Genomic DNA, 16,693 nt, shown 5'->3' with positions numbered 1-16,693 from the left:
AGGAGGTAACAATGGACGTTAACGGTAAAAGAGGGAAATATACGAGTAGATTGAGTCAGGCAGGGAAAGATTCTACTATACTAATAATTATTTTCTTATCATTATTTTTAGGGCTCTTTATTTATATAGGTTTTAGATTTATGAAAGTAGACCCGGTTATACTTGTTATCATGTTATTTTTCGTAGCAATCCTTACAGGACTCATAATTTTTATAGTGACGGAAACGAAAAAGAGAACTAGTATAGTGAGTGATTCTGAACTAACAGATACGGGCTATGTGACAACTTTTATCGACACCAAGACGAATAAATCTATAAAAGCAGAAGTTTTATACACCGATATGGAGAAGTGTTTACTATCTCCTCATTCTGTTGTTCGCACGTCAGCCACAAATTCATTTGAAACTTATTACAATAAGCACATAACCTTTAATATTTTGTTTCGGACGAGTAAAGGTAATATGGAAGTTATGAGATTCACGCATCATGACGAAGAGGAAATTCATTTATGGCTTAGAGCACTAAGTGAGAACGAGATTCCCCTTGAAATCACTGAGTTTGATTTGAGGTATGTAACCGAAAAGAATTATCTTAGTGTTGTAAGGAGCGAAGTAGAAAGAAGACCTTATTTTTATAGATATTCTATAGAGGATTTAAATATAGGGATCACTAGGGAAAAACCTAATGATTATACTCTACCAGAAACAAAGGAAAAACTGGTTTCCAACCAATTGGTAAAGTTTAAAATTCCTAAAGTGGCTATCTATAGTGTTCAATTTTTAGCGATGATACTTTTTATTTATTTCTTTCACAATGAATATACCTCAGATGAGATGTTGACATTAACGTCTCGTGTTTATTTCTACACAGGATTCATACTGTTTTTCTCAATTTATATCTACATGATTTCTCATATCAATGTTAAGCATAGTTTGCAATATGCATTGGCTACAATCTTTTCATGGGTTGTAGCAACTTATACAGTAGATGGTCTTATTAGTAAGGTTTCAGAGAAGTTTACATTGGCGTTATCGTTTGAAATTTTCTTTTTCAGTCTACTGTCACCCGTACTTATTTTTTTGCCAGTAATTCTTAGAGAACTTAAACCTGCCGTCTATCATGAAAAACAACGAAAAGATATTGAAAAGATGAATGAATTGAAAGAAAAAGAAACGCTAACACCCTGAATAAGCTAAATCTTATTAGAAGTGCTTAACGAGGTGTATAATTTAAAAAGTTAATGTAAGGGGAGTCTGACTGAATTTTTTCAGCAGACTTTTTTATTTTATAAATGATAGGAGTTTTTATTTGTGAAGCACCGCAGATTGTTAGTCTACCTTGTTGCACTTGCTGCGTTTCTCGGTCCTTTTTCTCAAACGATATATGTACCTCTTATTCCTGAGGTGACGAAAGAACTTCATACAACACCTTTCTTGGTTAACTTTTCGATCTCGATCTATACGATTTTCCTGGCTTTGATGCAGATGGTTTATGGACCACTTACGGATTCAATCGGACGGCGTAAAGTGATGCTATCAGGCATCCTGATCTATTTAGTGGCTACGATCGGATGTTATTTTTCTTCATCCATTGAAATTCTTTTAGTGTTTCGCTCTCTACAAGCCATCGGAATTGCTGCGGGTTCAGTTGTAGCCGTAACGGTCATTGGTGATCTGTTCGAAGGGAAAGAGCGGATCCAACCTATGGGAACCTTTCAAATGTTGGTATCACTAGGACCAGTTTTAGGTCCTGTAGTTGGTGGTTTTTTAAGTGCTTCATTTGATTTTCATATGATTTTTATTGCATTAATCTGTGTTGGATGTATCATCTTTGCAGGAAATTTCATCTTTCTGAACGAAACAAAACCAAGTACAACAAAAAAACAGAATTTCAGATTTAAAGATTTTCTTACGATTCTGCAAAACCGTATAGGGTACACCGTAATCGGTTTAGGATTTATTCAATACTACGCACTGTATAACTTCTTGGTATTTCTACCCGCTATTATGAGTGAAAGGTACTCATTGTCTGTAGAACAAAAGGGTTTGGTTTTCCTCCCGCTATCACTAGGAATTGTAGTGGGAAGCTTTATTGGCGGCAAAATGAGAAGATATAATGAACGAAAAGTGATTGTATACTCCGCCTTTTTGAACGTCGTTTCTTTATTTTTCTTTATCCTAGTCTCGAACGTATCGCTCATCTTATTGATTATTTCGATCTCATTCTTCGGTCTTTTCTTAGGGATGTCATTACCCGTTCAAACAGCTCTTCTTACACAAGAGTTTCAATCCAATCGTGCTACAGCAATTGGTGCGTATAACTTTTTCAGGTATATGGGGATGTCGATCGGACCCCTATTAGGCAGTTTCCTCTATCATCTTGGTAGTTACGGTTTGGTATATGGATTTGTAGATGTAATCCTACTCCTTTTTGTCATTTTAATGACAAAACATTTAATACAAAATAAAAAATCCTTCAATTAGATTTTAGAAGCTATTAATTAGGGTATATTGAATCCATACCGTTCTTGCTGTAAGCTAAGATTAAACAAAAGTTAGACAGGATGTATGAGTATGTATCTTACAATAAAAGAAACGGCTGAATATTTATCAATGCCTGAAGCGTTAGTTGAAAGCTTAGTTCAGCAGAATAAAATCCGTACCATTTTTGACGGTGACCAGCATCTTATTAATAAGGAACAGTTCAATACTCATTTTGAACAGTTAGAAAAATATAAGAAGATGGTTGAGGAGTACTTGAGTGAACCCATTCCAGAAGATTGGGATGCTAAGGACGAAGATTAAAATAATGATAAATTAGGGTAGATGGGGAGAGTGGAAAAGAGATGCATAGAGATAAGGCGCTGCATTCTTTTTTAATGGAGAAAACATGGCAGTTGACGGAAGATTGGTACCAATCAATTGATAAATCAAAGGCCAAGGGGGTATACGCTTCCACAAATCCCAAGACGATCGAAACGCTTAAAAAACAAAATCACGAATTTCACGAACATTTTTGTGAGGTTTTTGTAACGGAAGAAGGTAAGTTTCTAAAAGACTTCGAAAGATGGGTGCTTATGATTGCTCAAGATGATGAGCATTTGAACACACCCGTAACAGTTATCATGAAAGAATTCTTCAATGTACAAAAGCAATATTTAAATCTTATACAAGAATTCGTTAATCTTCATCAAGGAGAATATCCACAAACAATCATCGATGCATGGAATGAAATTATCATTGATACGTTTAATAAAATTGTGACGTGGTTTGTTGAAGAAAACCAAAAATATAGTGAGGAAAAACTAATCGCGCAGCAAGAGATGATCAACGAGCTAAGCTCACCTGTCATCGCACTAAACAATCATATGGGCCTTTTGCCTTTAATCGGTGTCATCGATACACAAAGAGCAAAGTATATCGTTGAAAACACGCTAGAACAGTGTACCGAAAAAGAGATCACACATCTTTTTATCGATCTCTCTGGTGTTTTAATTATTGATACGATGGTCGCGCAGCAGATTTTCTCTCTTATTGAAACACTTGGTCTCATCGGAGTAAAGTCAACCTTGTCTGGCATTCGACCAGAAATTGCAATGACCGCTATTCAATTAGGATTATCCTTTGAGAAAGTTTCCATAAAGTCGAGCCTCTCTCAGGCAATCGGTTCACAACAATAAAAAAATGTATGTATAAAGACCAGGGTACCCCTGGTCTTTTATTATTTTTGCATATCAGAATTTGTCCATGCCACCTCCTCATAAACTTTAAAATGTAATTCATTTTCTTAAAAGGGTGTTGAGAATGGACATTTTTGAGAGTTTAACGGGGGAAGTCATTTTACCTGATGATTCGCAATATGACGCTGCACGGCAAGAATGGAATAGAGCCATTCAAAAGTTTCCTAGTGTTATTGTCTATTGTTCTGAATATGAAGATATAAGCCATGCTATTCTGTGGGCACAAAAGTATGATAAAAATATTAGAATACGATCAGGTGGTCATCATTACGAAGGCTATTCGACGGGTAACGGTGTATTGGTTATAGACATCAGTCGATTAAACGGTGTCGCGTTTAATGAGGAAGAAGGAACGGTTAAAGTCCAAGGCGGTATTCAAAACAAAGATCTTTACCAAGCTGTAGGTTCGAGAGGATACCCCTTCCCAGGAGGAACTTGTCCAACTGTAGGCGTAAGTGGTTTTGTGCTTGGTGCAGGGTGGGGCTTCTCTAGCCGTTTATTCGGTTTGGGTTGTGACAGCTTAATCGAACTGGAGTTGATCAACTACAAAGGTAAAGTTCTAAAAGTAAATCAAAGAGAAAATAGTGATCTGTTCTGGGCATGCAAAGGTGCAGGAGGAGGCAACTTTGGAGTGGTCGTTTCCATGACGTTCAAACTTCCCCCTAAAATCGATCAAGTGATATTGTTTGAGTTATACAAGCCAAATGCCACAACAAAAGAGCTAGGCAAATTTTTAAGAATATGGCAGAAGTGGCTTGTGAATTTAGATGAACGAATGTGTTTGAATGCCAGCATGTATAACGCTGCGTCTGAGGGACTTGCTATCTTTGGCAGGGGATTTTTTTATGGAACAAAGGAAGAAGCATTGAAACTGTTAGATGTTTATAAAAAAATAAAGGGATTTCAGATTTCTGCCAAATCTTTTACCTTTTTAGAAGCTGTTAAGGAAGTTCAGTCTACCTATCCGCCATATGAAAAGTTTAAATCTACCGGACGCTTCGTATATAAAGAATACGATCGAGAAGAAGTGGAAGCAATCGTGAATCTTGTGAAAAAGCGTGCGGAAGGTTCCGTGTTTGCAGCACTCACCGTGTATGCAATGGGAGGAAAGATTCGAAATGTTGATAAAACAGAATCTGCTTTTTATTACCGAAAAGCACGCTATATCTTGGGCATTCAATCCGTATGGGAAGATCCAGCCGTTGCAGCAGAAAATAGAAGATGGGTGGAAAAAAGGTTCAGATATTTGAAGACCATCACAAAAGGGTCATTTGTTAATTTTCCATACAGTGAACTGAAAGACTATGAAAAAGAGTATTTTGGCAGAAATGTGGAGAAACTTCAACGAATCAATCAAAAATACGATCCTAAAAGAGTGTTTGCTTTTCCGCAATCCATTCGTTGATATAAAATGTAGGTAGAGTGCTGTATGACAAAAGGAGTTTGTTTCATTGAAAATATTCAAAAGTATACTGTTTCTCGCAGTCCTTGCATCTATCTTTTATCTGATCACATTGGAATGGAAAAAGAGGAACACACCACTGCCTACTGAATTGCATCCGATCGTGGCAGAGAACCGTGATCTTTTAATACAAAAAGCGTCCGAAAAAGGAATTAATATTGTAATAACCGATGATTTTCGATCCGCAGCCGAACAGGATCGGCTGTATGAACAAGGCCGTTCAAGAGAAGGAACCATTGTGACTCATGTTGAAGGTGGCGAATCTTATCATAACTACGGTCTAGCGATTGATTTTGCTCTTAAGCTGGATGATGGCTCAGTGGTGTGGGAGCTCGAACGAGACGACAATGGAAATGGACAGTCGGATTGGATGGAAGTGGTTGGGATCGCCAAAGATTTGGGCTTTGAGTGGGGTGGAGATTGGGCTGGTTTTAAGGATTATCCGCACCTTGAGATGGATTTTGGATTGAGTATTCGGGAGTTACGGTATGGGGAAAGGCCTCCAGCTAACATTAGGAACTAAGGGAAATCCTTAGTTCTATTTTTCTGTTCACTTTTTAAAAGCGGTGAATAAAGTACTATTTTAACTGGTTTATTTTAGGAGAAAAGAGGGTATATTTTACGTGGAAAATTATAACTATTAATGGTATTTTTATATAATGATAGGAAATTTGACCTGATGAATAAGTAACTAGGTGATATAGGAGGTATAGGTGTGGGATTTTCAGACGATTTAAGTGCTATCTATAGTAGCTTATCAAGTCGCACTGCGGCCATAGATGAAAAGATAGCGAGATTGCAGCGAGCTAAAGGTGAGATTAACCAAGAACAGAACACGAGTATGCAAGAAATTCGCAAAATTCTAGAACCAGAGCTTGGTAGTTTGTGGATGGGAAATCGAGCGAAAGCCTTTGACCAATCGAGAGAAGAAGCATATAAGATTATGCAAGACATTGTAAATGACGATTATGAGGATTATCAACAGAAGATTGGTGTTGTAATTGGTCTATTAAAAGTAGAGAGAGAATCTTTGAATGTTATTGGCGGCTTAGCAAATGAGGCTAGTCAATTGCTAGACAAGGGAGAAGATGCTCTTGAGGAACTTGGAAGCCGAATTGATGATCTGAAAAGGAGGATCTTTTAATGCAGACCATAAAGCTACAATTTCATGATGTTACTCAACAACTCGGTGAAACACAGAAAGCGCTTGACGCGCTTACTCTTCCTAGTCCTTCAGCTGGAGCACTTGGAAAGAACGAACTTCAGTTTACGAAAGAATTTCTGCAGCGTGAAGAAAATCTTCATAAGATGATACTTGAGTACATGAATGTAGTAACAAAAAATATTGAGGATACAAAAGCGAATATTGAGATTCTAAAGAATCAGGATGAAGCGATTTTTAGAAATAAATAGAAAGAGGGCATCTGGAAAATGGGAAGTCATGTACTTGAAGCTTCAACTTTAAATGCTGCAACTGGAGAAAGAGCCCATCAATATGAAAGACTAAGAGAGCAGTTTCAAACCTTAAAAACAGAGCTTGCTAAGATTGCAGACGACAGCGACTTTCAAGGTAAGGGAGCTGAAGCCATTAAGGGCTTTTATCAGGGACAAATTGATGTAGTAGATGCATGGATACAATTGATTGATATAAATGTGTTATTTTTCAAAGGAATTCCAGGTGATACAGAGGAAGTTGATCTTTCGGGGGATACGGTTGTTCAGGTTCCATTTTTAGAAGAGAACGTAGAACGAGCGGGGAGAATGGCAAAAGATATAGTAGCAGATCAACAAGATGCGCTACAACGCATTTTTAGCGACATCAGTGATCTGGTCTCTCTTTCTGTGTTCTCGAAGGATGCTTTTGAAGACGAAATGCATAAAGTTGAAAAGCGTCGGTCAGAAACGGTTGAAAAGGTTATTGAGTTAGATCAAAGATTAACCGATGAATATGCTGTGTCTCAAGGACAAGAACAATATATTTATGCACTATTTGCTCAATTAATGGAAGCGACACGACAAGGTGAAACCATATCACCGTTATACTTCAATGCGGAAGCTTATCATAACAGCGAAGTCTACAAAGCAATCACCAAAGTAAAAGAAGAGAATGATAAGTACATAAACTTTAAGAAAGAACAAAAAGAAGCAAGAGAGATACAAAAAGAGATGGAAGAGATGGAGAACCGTCCATGGTATGAAAAAGCATGGGATACAGTCTCTACCTTTACTGGGGAAGTCACAGGGTATTATGATTCCATCCGTGCATCAACAGGTGTTGATCCAGTTACAGGAAGAAAGCTTTCGGAAGCCGAACGTATTACAGCAGGCGCTATGGCCGCAGCTGGGTTTATACCGGTCATCGGCTGGGCTGGAAGAGCGGTTAAGGGCGGATCAGCTATTTATAAAACAGTAAAAGCCGCAAATACTGCCGATCACATGCTCGATTCATATAAAACAGCTCAAGGTCTTACGAGACTTCAAAAAGCAGAATACGGTATTTATGGCCTTGTATCTGCAAATGGATTCGGCGAGTATTTTACAGGTAAAGATATGTTCGGAAATGAGTTGTCAGAAGAGCAAAGAAATCAAAGTCTATTTAATGCGTTTGCAATTGCAGGTGTGGGTAGTGCTGGGTATGCGTTGGATCGTATGGATATTGGTAAAGTGCTGCAAAATAAGTTTCCGTATAGTACTCAATATACTAAGCAGCAAGTAGGCAAAGCGCAGAATCTTTTCAAAACCATTCGTACAAATGTTGGAAATACAAGAATGCCAATAAATTTTCGAGTGGAGAAGCTAGTAACATCAACCGGTCATACAGTAAGAAGAGTGATTTCTGAAACGAAGACAGTAAGAGAATCGGTGCAACAGTCTTCTAAGAAAACAGGGACAGGTAGTAATAAAATAGATGATATTTTAAAGAATATAGATTTTTCTACCTTAGATGACACAAGTGTAAAGGCATTAATCAATGATATTAATAAATCTAGTCTTACACCTAGGGATAAGGTTCAAGCTAATATCCAAGTTTTTTATAAAGCACTCAATGCAGGTATAAAAACAGACGTACAAGTTTTGGCTGATGTCAAAATTATTGATAGTGATACTGGGAAAGTTAAATGGCCACCTGCTGAAGGATATGAAGTAGATGAACTTGGTAATGCAATTAAACAAATAATAGGGCCAAAAGTTGGAGACAAGATTGATAGGTATGGAAGTGAGTATGGAACTTATACCTCTCCAATAAATAATGGGAAAAGCTATTCCTTTGAACAGAGAGCATTGCCATATATCGAAAATCCTTATGCATATCATCAATATGAGGTAATAAAAGACTTTAGTGAGTTGAAAAGTACAATTGAAAATTGGCCAGATCAGCTATTAAAAGAAGAGTTTTACATGGATGCTAAAGCATATGGATATGATATTGAAAATTTCAGGACTTTTGGAGGACGAATAGCTTCTGCATTCGGTGCACCAGGAGGAGGAACACAATGGAACTTGCCAATTTCAGTAGAGTATTTAAAAGATTTTGGATTTCTAAGAGATTTAAGTAATGGAGGATAATAGGAAATGAATATAAATGATTTAAAAGCCAAACTTGAAATTTTGGGAATTGAGGAAAATGATTATAATTTAGGAGAAAAACCTATTCGTGAATTAGAAATGGGGTTACTAAAAGATACTAACCAGTGGCAGGTATATCAATCTTTGGAAAGAGGGGAAATAAATATTATAGATTCCTTTGAAAATGAAAGTGATGCATGTGAATTATTATTAAAATACTTAGTGATGAGAAAAAATAGAAAAGAAAGAAATAGATAAGCCTTAACTTAAAAAAATTTCAAGAGATATTTTTGAAAAGAAGGAACCGTTTAAGCTTTGAAATATATAATTAAAGAATTCTAAGAAATTTATTCTATCAGATGATATCTGCTAGAGGCCATCTTTTTATTTAGCAGTGAAATTAGTAAGTATACAGCTTGGAAAAATAGAGGATATTTGCCATGATAGGAAGTTTGAATGATGGAATAATTATTATTGACGGTTTTGAAATTTCACCTAGTACTAAAATTACTGAGGTAATAAATTACTTTCCGAATGAAGAAATAAAAATCATTGCTAATGGTGAATCAGTTAGATTTATAAAGCCTGTTATGCTGGGTAATAAAAATTTTTATGTCAGATTAGCATCAGCTAATAGTTTAATAACTTCTGTAAATTTAGTTGTTTTTGACCCTGCTTTAAATGAATGGGATGTTGAACCAAATGCAGATTTACACGGTGAGTGGTTGTGTGAACAGTTAGGATACCCTCAAGGTTTGCTAGATGAGAATTTATTTAATTGGGGAAAAATTATTCAATGGGAAGATTTCAGGTCTCGCCAGACACAAATTAATATACTCTATAATAATTAGGTTTAAAGATTTTTTATTAGAGTTACTTAGATTTTTAATAGTCCGGCATTATCCCTTATGAAAAGTTCTAAATTATATTATAACTAGAGCTCAAGTCCTTTTTATGATCACTGAAGATTAAATTGGATATTTTAAAGGATGGGGTTTACATGGAACCAGCATTATTACTTAACCAGTTAAAAGATGGAACTCTAGAGCCGAAGCATGCCTTTCCTCAGTTAGCTTCGAAAGTGAAATATCTTCTACTTCCTGAATCTGAACTTCGTATAAAAACAGATGAAGGAGAGGGGCTCGTTGTTTTTACAGATGTGGAAGCGGTACATGCATTTCAAACTCATTTGAATACAAAGAGAACAGATGCATTGACTGTGTTGAAGACCACGTTGCGAAATAAACAGCAACTACTTCTAATCAATCCTAATCATGAATCTATGGTAGTTCTTCGTAAAGATGATATGAAGCTTCTCATGAGAGAATATGCTATTAGAGAATTAAAAAAGCGTGGAGGAGCTAATATCCTTTTAACAGTGGAAGGACAGCTGAGATTTATTGAATTGCCCGATGGAGCTAAGGTCTTGCCTGTCTATCTAAGTGAAGCAGATGGGAAACAGGTATACCCAGAGGATCATTGTTTGCCCCTTAGCTGGCATGATATCGTTGTGAATTGTAAAAAATACAACGTTGAAGCTGCTTTTCTCCAAATGGGTCATGAAGAACAAATTGGCCTTAATTATTCTTATTTAGATCAGTTAGAAGGTAAGAGTTGGCCGTATACCGCGGCAAGTTGGGCTATGAAGCTTTGGTTTGCAGGGGCTTTTTTAGGACTTTTTATTAATTCCTTTATCGGTAATCTTAATCAATGGCTTATTGCTTTCTATCTTTGGTTCGGCATAATTATTTTTATCGTTGGATTCTTTTTAGCTCGAAAAAGAGACAAAGTCAAAAAGAGATAATGTACAAACAAAAAAGAAGGATCCAGCCGGATCCTTCTTTTATTGTCTATAATTTAAACGAACTTTTCAGAGAAACAATTTCGTTAAATACAATTTTTTCATCAGTTGTATGCTTCGGATCTACGTTGAAGTAGCCATGACGGAAGAACTGGAACTTATCTTGAGGTTTCGCATTCTTCATGTTTGCTTCAATAAATCCTTGTTTTACGATAAGAGAATCTTTGTTCACGTAATCCAAGAATGTCTTGCCTTCGCTATCTTCTTCCTTTTCCATATCTGCATCTGAGATAAGTGGCTCATAAATACGGAACTCTGCAGGTACAGCTTGTGTCGCTTCTACCCAGTGAAGTGTTCCTTTTACTTTACGGCCTGTAAAACCTGAGCCGGATTTCGTCTCCACATCATACGTACAATGTAGTTCAACGACATTACCGTTTTCATCTTTTATGAAATCTTCGCATTTAATGAAGTAAGCATGCTTTAAGCGAACTTCGTTTCCAGGGAAGAGACGGAAGTACTTTTTCGGAGGATCTTCCATAAAATCCTCACGCTCGATATAAATTTCACGCGAGAACGGAATCTGACGTGATCCCATTTCAGGGTTTTCTGGGTTGATCTCAGCATCTAACATTTCTACCTGTCCTTCAGGGTAGTTTGTGATTACCACTTTTAATGGATCAACAATACCCATCGTACGAGGTGCTTTTACCTTAAGATCTTCACGGATAAAGTGCTCAAGCATCGCTGTGTCGGTTACACCAGACCCTTTAGAAACACCAGCTGCTTTTACAAACTCAACGATTGATTCAGGTGTATAGCCTTTACGGCGTAGTCCAGAGATTGTCGGCATGCGTGGATCATCCCATCCATCTACATAGCCTTCGTCTACTAGCTGCTTAAGCTTACGTTTACTCATAACAGTATTCGTTAAGCCTAGGCGGCCGAATTCGATCTGCTGTGGTTGGCTTTCCATCTCACACTCTTCCACAACCCAGTTGTAAAGAGGACGTTGGTCTTCAAATTCAGTGGTACAAAGCGAATGTGTTACACCCTCAATTGCATCCTCAATCGGGTGCGCAAATGCATACATTGGATAGATGCACCAAGTGTCACCTGTATTGTGGTGGGTAGCATGAGAGACACGATAAATGACAGGGTCGCGTAAATTAATATTAGGTGAACTCATGTCGATCTTTGCACGAAGTACTTTTTGTCCGTTCTCAAACTCGCCTTTACGCATACGATCAAAAAGATCTAAGTTCTCTTCAACAGAACGGTTGCGATAAGGGCTTTCTTTACCTGGTTCTGTCAACGTTCCGCGATACTCACGAATCTCATCAGCCGTAAGGTCATCCACATATGCTTTTCCTTTTTTAATTAAAAGCACAGCACGCGCATACATTTCTTCAAAGTAATCGGAAGCAAAGCGAAGGTTCTCCCATTCAAACCCAAGCCACTCAACGTCGTTCTTAATCGCATCAACGTATTCTTGGTCTTCTTTTAATGGGTTCGTATCATCAAAGCGCAGATTTGTTTCTCCACCAAACTCATCCGCAAGTCCGAAGTTGATTACGATTGATTTTGCATGTCCAATATGAAGATATCCATTAGGTTCTGGAGGGAAACGAGTAACGACTTTCTTATGCTTTCCGGATTCCAGATCGTTTTGGATGATTGTTTTAATAAAATTAGAAGAACTATTCTCCATCCCGTATCAAGCCTTTCCTTATATGTAAACTAAGATATACTTTACATTATAACAAAAATAAATTTCAACTAAACGTATTCTTTTAGGGATATGGAGATTATTTAACAAAGAAATGGTGGGATCAACATGAATGTCATTGACTTGCATTGCGATGCATTATTAAAACTATGGGAAACGGAAGGCAGGCTGAGTTATGCAGATGCACCACAGCTTGCTACAAATAAGAAACGACTGCAAAAGGGAAAAGTGAACGTTCAGTTCTTTGCGATTTTTATAGAGCCCTTTATTCCGAGCGATCAAAAATTTCAATCCGCTCTTCAGCAAGTGGACTATTTCTATAAAGAGGTTCTTGGTAAAAATCCAGAGATGAAGCATTTAAAGAACTGGCACGACTTTCAAACATTGAAGGATGGAGAAATTGGAGCAGTTCTTACGCTTGAAGGAGTGGATGCGATTGGTGATGATCTTACGAAGTTAAGCATCCTGCATCAACTCGGTGTTCTTTTGATCGGTCTAACATGGAATCACGCGAATCTTGCAGCTGATGGTGCACAAGAACCGCGTGGAGCTGGTCTGACGGTATTTGGAAAAGAAATTGTAGCGTTCAATAATAAAAATAAAATTTTAACCGATGTATCTCATTTATGTGATCGTGCTTTTTGGGATGTGATGGAGATTGCCGATTATCCGCTTGCCAGTCATTCTAATTCACGCGTACTGTGTGACCATCCGCGTAACCTGACGGATGAGATGGCTAAAGAGATGTTTAGTAAAGGTGGAGTCGTGCACGTTGTGTATAACCCGCCATTTACGAAGAATGAAGGGGCAGCTAGTATTAGTGACTTAATTAAGCACATCGACCATTTTTGTGGACTTGGCGGAGTAAAACAGATCGGCCTCGGCTCTGATTTTGACGGCATCTCGCAACTTATTACGGATTTAGAAGATGCATCTATGACTCAAAACTTAATCAATGAGCTATTAAAACATTATTCTGAAGAAGAAGTCCGAGGATTTGCTTCTCAGAACTTCATGAATTATATTTCTAAAATATAATTTGAAAGGAAAGGCTGGCATTCTCCCGGGATGTCAGCTTTTTTTATGGAGAAGGATAGTAGTGTTAGTTGCGAACGAGCGTAATTGCCGCGAACGATCAAGTCCATGACCGAGCATAAGTCCTCTTGACCTAGCAAAACTTCCCCAAATACCCTCTTCAAATGCTCTTCTTTTCTCTCATAAACTCTCATAGCTTATATAGATTAACTAGGCGGAAGGAGTCTGTTTATGTATTACAATCATCCAGGTTTTCAAAATGTAGGCGTGAGGCAGCAAGACGACTTCACAACGATGAACCGTCTTATTGTATCCGGTGAAGGTTCTGTTTCTGCTGTTCCGGATCGAGCTCTTCTTACAATAGGAGTCATTACGGAAAACCCAAATTTAAGTGCGGCTCAAAAAGAGAATGCTGATAAAACGGCTTTTGTTATACAAACGCTTATGTCATTAGGTATTCCTCAAAGTGATATTCAAACATCTAGTTTTCGAATTGAACCTCAATATAACTATGAAAATGGACAGCAGCTATTTAGAGCATATCGTGTAGAGCACCAGTTGCAGGTAATGGTAAAAGATATTCGCCAAACAGGGCAGGCAATTGATCAAGCGGTAGCGAATGGAGCTAACTTTGTATCATCCATTCAATTCACCGTTTCAAACCCTGATGTCTTTTATAATCAAGCATTGTCACTAGCTATTCAGAATGCTCAGCAAAAAGCTATCTCTATGGCAAGGGCATTACAAGTTTCACTTCGGCCGGTACCGGTCAACGTTCAAGAGGTATCTCAATCCTTACCTCCTAGACCCGTTCCGTTTCAAGCTGTAATGTATGCACAAAGTGTTGAAACACCTATACAGCCAGGGGAAAACAAGATTACAGCATCTGTGAAAATCCAGTTTACGTATAATTAGAAAGGACAGGTACAAATTGACAGTCTGATATGTTGCGTCTTATACTTAACCAAATGGTTAAATATAATGCAGAACATTTAAATGATGTATTTTCAGTTCTATCTGATCCGACTCGGCGTACGATAATCGAGCAGCTTTCAAAAGGAGAAAGGAGTGTGCAGGAGTTAGCCCAGCCTTTTGATATGTCGCTGCCTGCAATCTCAAAGCATTTAAAAGTTTTAGAGAATGCGGGTCTTGTCACACACCGTAAAGAGGGGCGCTTTCGCTATTACGCCATAAAACCGGATTCGATGGATGAAGCATGTGAATGGATTTCTACGCTTAAAGAGCTATGGACAAAATTTGAAGGTATGTTTTGCTGCAGCAAACAAAAGAAGCAGTAAGGCGTATGCTTGGAGTGTGAATAATGGAAACGCAGCAAGAAATAATTAAGGTACAGAAACTAGTAAAGCGCTACGGAGACTTCACCGCTGTGGACGGAAGTGAGTTCTCTGTACATAATGGCGAGGTATTCGGTCTACTCGGCCCGAATGGAGCGGGAAAGACGACAACGCTTGAGATGTTAGTCGGTCTTCGCAAGCCAGATGAAGGAACGGCGATTGTTGGTGGATTCGATATTACAAAAGAGCTTGATAAAGTAAAAGAAGTAATCGGTGTACAACTTCAATCTACTACTCTTTTTGAGCTCTTGACCGTAGATGAGATTCTTCATCTTTACGGCAGTTTTTACCGCGAGCATATTTCAATTCCTGAATTAATTGATGACATGCTTTTAACAGAGAAAAAGAATAGCAGAATAAAAGGTTTGTCTGGTGGTCAAAAGCAGAGACTTGCGATTGCCCTTGCACTCGTGCATGATCCGCAGATTATTTTCTTGGATGAACCCACGACTGGACTTGATCCACAAGCACGCCGTACGTTATGGGACATTATTTTACGTTTGAAGGAACGGGGCAAAACCGTTGTACTGACGACTCATTACATGGATGAGGCACATGTGTTATGTGACCGTATCGCGATTATGGACCAAGGAAAGCTAATTGCACTAGACACTCCGAGTGAACTCGTAAGAAATCTTCAGTCGGATAGTGCGGTTGAATTTAAGTTTAACGATGAAGTAGATATTGCTTTATCAGAGATTGACGGAGTGAAGCAAGTGGGCAGCCAAAAAGATGTGCATGTTCTCTATACGGATGATCTACAGAAGACGTTAACTAGCTTAATCGCTATCGCGTCTGAAAAACAGCTGAAGCTTGTAGACCTACAAACGAGAACGGCAACACTTGAAGATGTGTTTATCCACATGACAGGAAGAAGGTTAAGAGAAGGATGAGATCATACTATCTATTAACACTCGCTCAGCTTCGGATCTTCCTTAGAAACAGACAAGTACTGTTCTGGACCCTCGCATTTCCTATCGTTCTGATGGTCATGTTAGGTTCATTCTTAGGAAACGGTAATGGCGTATCCATTACGGCAGCTGTTGTTGATCAGGATAAGAGTGAACAGTCAAAGAACTTAGTGAAAGAAATGGAAAAAAACGAAGCGGTATCCCTTGAAAAAAGTTCAAACGAAAAAGATGTGTTAGATCAGCTGAAGCAAGGTGACCTAACGCTCGTTATTACGATCCCGAAAGGCTATGGTGAAAATCTTGCTGGTGGAAACAAAGCAGATCCTTTTAAACTGCCTGTTTATTATAATGAAACGAACATGGCGATGTCCCAAGTCGGACTTCAGCTTGTCGATAATGCAGTTGACACAATCAGTAAAAAATCAGTGAGCTATGAACCTGTTGTTATAACAGAATCAAAAGGGGTAGAGGCGCTTAACCTTCGTTACATCGACTTCCTAGTACCGGGAATCGTGGCGATGATGATCATGAGCAATAACATGAACGGAGTGGCAGGCCAGATATCATCATGGCGTGAACGTGGAATCTTACGTCGTATGCAAGGAACAACACTTAAAGCATCTACATTTATTGCAGCGCAGATTACAGCTCGTTTTATGCTGAACGGTTTGCAAGCGATGATTGTATTAGCTGTCGCTTGGGCTGCGTTCGGCATTGAAGTGAGAGGTTCATGGTTAACCGTGATCGCGTTTGTCACGCTTGGGACGTTAGCCTTTATGGCGATCGGCTTCATTATCGCAGGTATTGCTAAGACTCCTGAGAGTGCGGGACCGATTGCCGGTTTTCTATCGTTTCCGATGCTGTTTTTAGGTGGTGTGTTCTTTCCGATACGAGACATGCCGGAGTTTTTGCAGCCGTTTGTACAAATTTTACCGATTGCTCACTTAAGCCATGCTCTTCGTGAGACGATGAACGTAGGTGCGTCGTTTTTAGATCTCGGCATGGAGGCCATGATTCTCGGTGGCTGGTTGATCGGAGCGTTTATCGTGGCAAGTTTTACGTTTAAGTGGGAATAGATAAAGTAACAGAAAGAG

Annotated in this window: 18 protein-coding genes; 17 read left to right on the top strand and 1 reads right to left on the bottom strand. The window is 38.4% G+C overall.

Annotation, left to right across the window (positions count from 1 at the left end; translation table 11 throughout):
• The first annotated feature begins 11 nt into the window (after positions 1 to 11).
• The 12 genes from FS458_RS18370 (at position 12) to FS458_RS18315 (ending at position 10,572) form a co-directional block, all read left to right on the top strand.
• Positions 12 to 1,187 carry a hypothetical protein gene (locus FS458_RS18370; protein WP_144704192.1) on the top strand — a complete coding sequence of 392 codons (1,176 nt, stop codon included), beginning with the start codon at positions 12 to 14 and terminating at the stop codon, positions 1,185 to 1,187.
• A gap of 123 nt (positions 1,188 to 1,310) precedes the next feature.
• Positions 1,311 to 2,483 carry an MFS transporter gene (locus FS458_RS18365; protein ID WP_144704189.1) on the top strand — a complete coding sequence of 391 codons (1,173 nt, stop codon included), beginning with the start codon at positions 1,311 to 1,313 and terminating at the stop codon, positions 2,481 to 2,483.
• Between the two features lie 90 nt (positions 2,484 to 2,573).
• A complete protein-coding gene (locus FS458_RS18360; RefSeq protein WP_144704186.1) occupies positions 2,574 to 2,804 on the top strand; it encodes an excisionase family DNA-binding protein in 231 nt (76 codons plus the stop codon).
• A gap of 41 nt (positions 2,805 to 2,845) precedes the next feature.
• Positions 2,846 to 3,679 (top strand): STAS domain-containing protein, encoded by an 834-nt coding sequence (locus FS458_RS18355; protein WP_144704183.1) that lies wholly within the window; start codon positions 2,846 to 2,848, stop codon positions 3,677 to 3,679.
• 124 nt (positions 3,680 to 3,803) lie between these two features.
• Entirely contained in the window at positions 3,804 to 5,144 is a 1,341-nt protein-coding gene (locus FS458_RS18350; protein WP_144704180.1) for an FAD-dependent oxidoreductase, read from the top strand.
• 46 nt (positions 5,145 to 5,190) lie between these two features.
• A complete protein-coding gene (locus FS458_RS18345) occupies positions 5,191 to 5,724 on the top strand; it encodes a M15 family metallopeptidase (protein WP_144704178.1) in 534 nt (177 codons plus the stop codon).
• A gap of 192 nt (positions 5,725 to 5,916) precedes the next feature.
• Positions 5,917 to 6,345, top strand: a complete 429-nt coding sequence (locus FS458_RS18340) for a YwqH-like family protein (protein WP_144704175.1) — start codon at positions 5,917 to 5,919, stop codon at positions 6,343 to 6,345.
• Positions 6,345 to 6,614 carry a DUF5344 family protein gene (locus FS458_RS18335; protein WP_066390952.1) on the top strand — a complete coding sequence of 90 codons (270 nt, stop codon included), beginning with the start codon at positions 6,345 to 6,347 and terminating at the stop codon, positions 6,612 to 6,614. Before FS458_RS18340 ends, FS458_RS18335 begins: the two co-directional genes overlap by 1 nt.
• Positions 6,615 to 6,632: 18 nt before the next feature.
• Complete coding sequence (locus tag FS458_RS18330; protein WP_144704172.1) at positions 6,633 to 8,768, top strand: T7SS effector LXG polymorphic toxin; 2,136 nt, start codon at positions 6,633 to 6,635, stop codon at positions 8,766 to 8,768.
• A gap of 6 nt (positions 8,769 to 8,774) precedes the next feature.
• Positions 8,775 to 9,026 carry a hypothetical protein gene (locus FS458_RS18325; protein ID WP_144704169.1) on the top strand — a complete coding sequence of 84 codons (252 nt, stop codon included), beginning with the start codon at positions 8,775 to 8,777 and terminating at the stop codon, positions 9,024 to 9,026.
• Positions 9,027 to 9,208: 182 nt separating this feature from the next.
• Positions 9,209 to 9,619, top strand: a complete 411-nt coding sequence (locus FS458_RS18320) for a hypothetical protein (RefSeq protein WP_144704166.1) — start codon at positions 9,209 to 9,211, stop codon at positions 9,617 to 9,619.
• A gap of 149 nt (positions 9,620 to 9,768) precedes the next feature.
• Positions 9,769 to 10,572 carry a SoxR reducing system RseC family protein gene (locus tag FS458_RS18315; RefSeq protein ID WP_144704163.1) on the top strand — a complete coding sequence of 268 codons (804 nt, stop codon included), beginning with the start codon at positions 9,769 to 9,771 and terminating at the stop codon, positions 10,570 to 10,572.
• Between the two features lie 46 nt (positions 10,573 to 10,618).
• Here the strand turns inward: FS458_RS18315 and FS458_RS18310 are convergent, their stop codons facing one another.
• Entirely contained in the window at positions 10,619 to 12,280 is a 1,662-nt protein-coding gene (locus FS458_RS18310) for a glutamine--tRNA ligase/YqeY domain fusion protein (protein WP_144704160.1), read from the bottom strand.
• A 126-nt stretch (positions 12,281 to 12,406) separates the two neighbouring features.
• Here FS458_RS18310 and FS458_RS18305 point away from each other — a divergent pair, with 126 nt between their 5' ends.
• The 5 genes from FS458_RS18305 (at position 12,407) to FS458_RS18285 (ending at position 16,675) form a co-directional block, all read left to right on the top strand.
• Complete coding sequence (locus tag FS458_RS18305) at positions 12,407 to 13,336, top strand: dipeptidase (protein WP_144704157.1); 930 nt, start codon at positions 12,407 to 12,409, stop codon at positions 13,334 to 13,336.
• Positions 13,337 to 13,564: 228 nt separating this feature from the next.
• Positions 13,565 to 14,248 (top strand): SIMPL domain-containing protein, encoded by a 684-nt coding sequence (locus tag FS458_RS18300; protein ID WP_144704154.1) that lies wholly within the window; start codon positions 13,565 to 13,567, stop codon positions 14,246 to 14,248.
• A gap of 29 nt (positions 14,249 to 14,277) precedes the next feature.
• Positions 14,278 to 14,631, top strand: coding sequence for an ArsR/SmtB family transcription factor (locus FS458_RS18295; protein WP_313957543.1), 354 nt, complete (start codon positions 14,278 to 14,280; stop codon positions 14,629 to 14,631).
• A 23-nt stretch (positions 14,632 to 14,654) separates the two neighbouring features.
• Entirely contained in the window at positions 14,655 to 15,581 is a 927-nt protein-coding gene (locus FS458_RS18290) for an ABC transporter ATP-binding protein (RefSeq protein ID WP_144704151.1), read from the top strand.
• On the top strand, positions 15,578 to 16,675 hold the full coding sequence (locus FS458_RS18285) for an ABC transporter permease (RefSeq protein ID WP_144704148.1): 1,098 nt from the start codon (positions 15,578 to 15,580) through the stop codon (positions 16,673 to 16,675). The genes FS458_RS18290 and FS458_RS18285 overlap by 4 nt, the downstream gene beginning before the upstream one ends.
• The last annotated feature ends 18 nt before the right edge of the window (positions 16,676 to 16,693 follow it).

Origin of the sequence: Fictibacillus phosphorivorans, from assembly GCF_007673525.1 — a bacterium.
Classification (GTDB): Bacteria; Bacillota; Bacilli; order Bacillales; family Fictibacillaceae; genus Fictibacillus; species Fictibacillus phosphorivorans_C.
The sequence above is the reverse complement of the archived record's forward strand: the minus strand, read 5'-3'. Positions and strand labels throughout refer to the sequence as shown.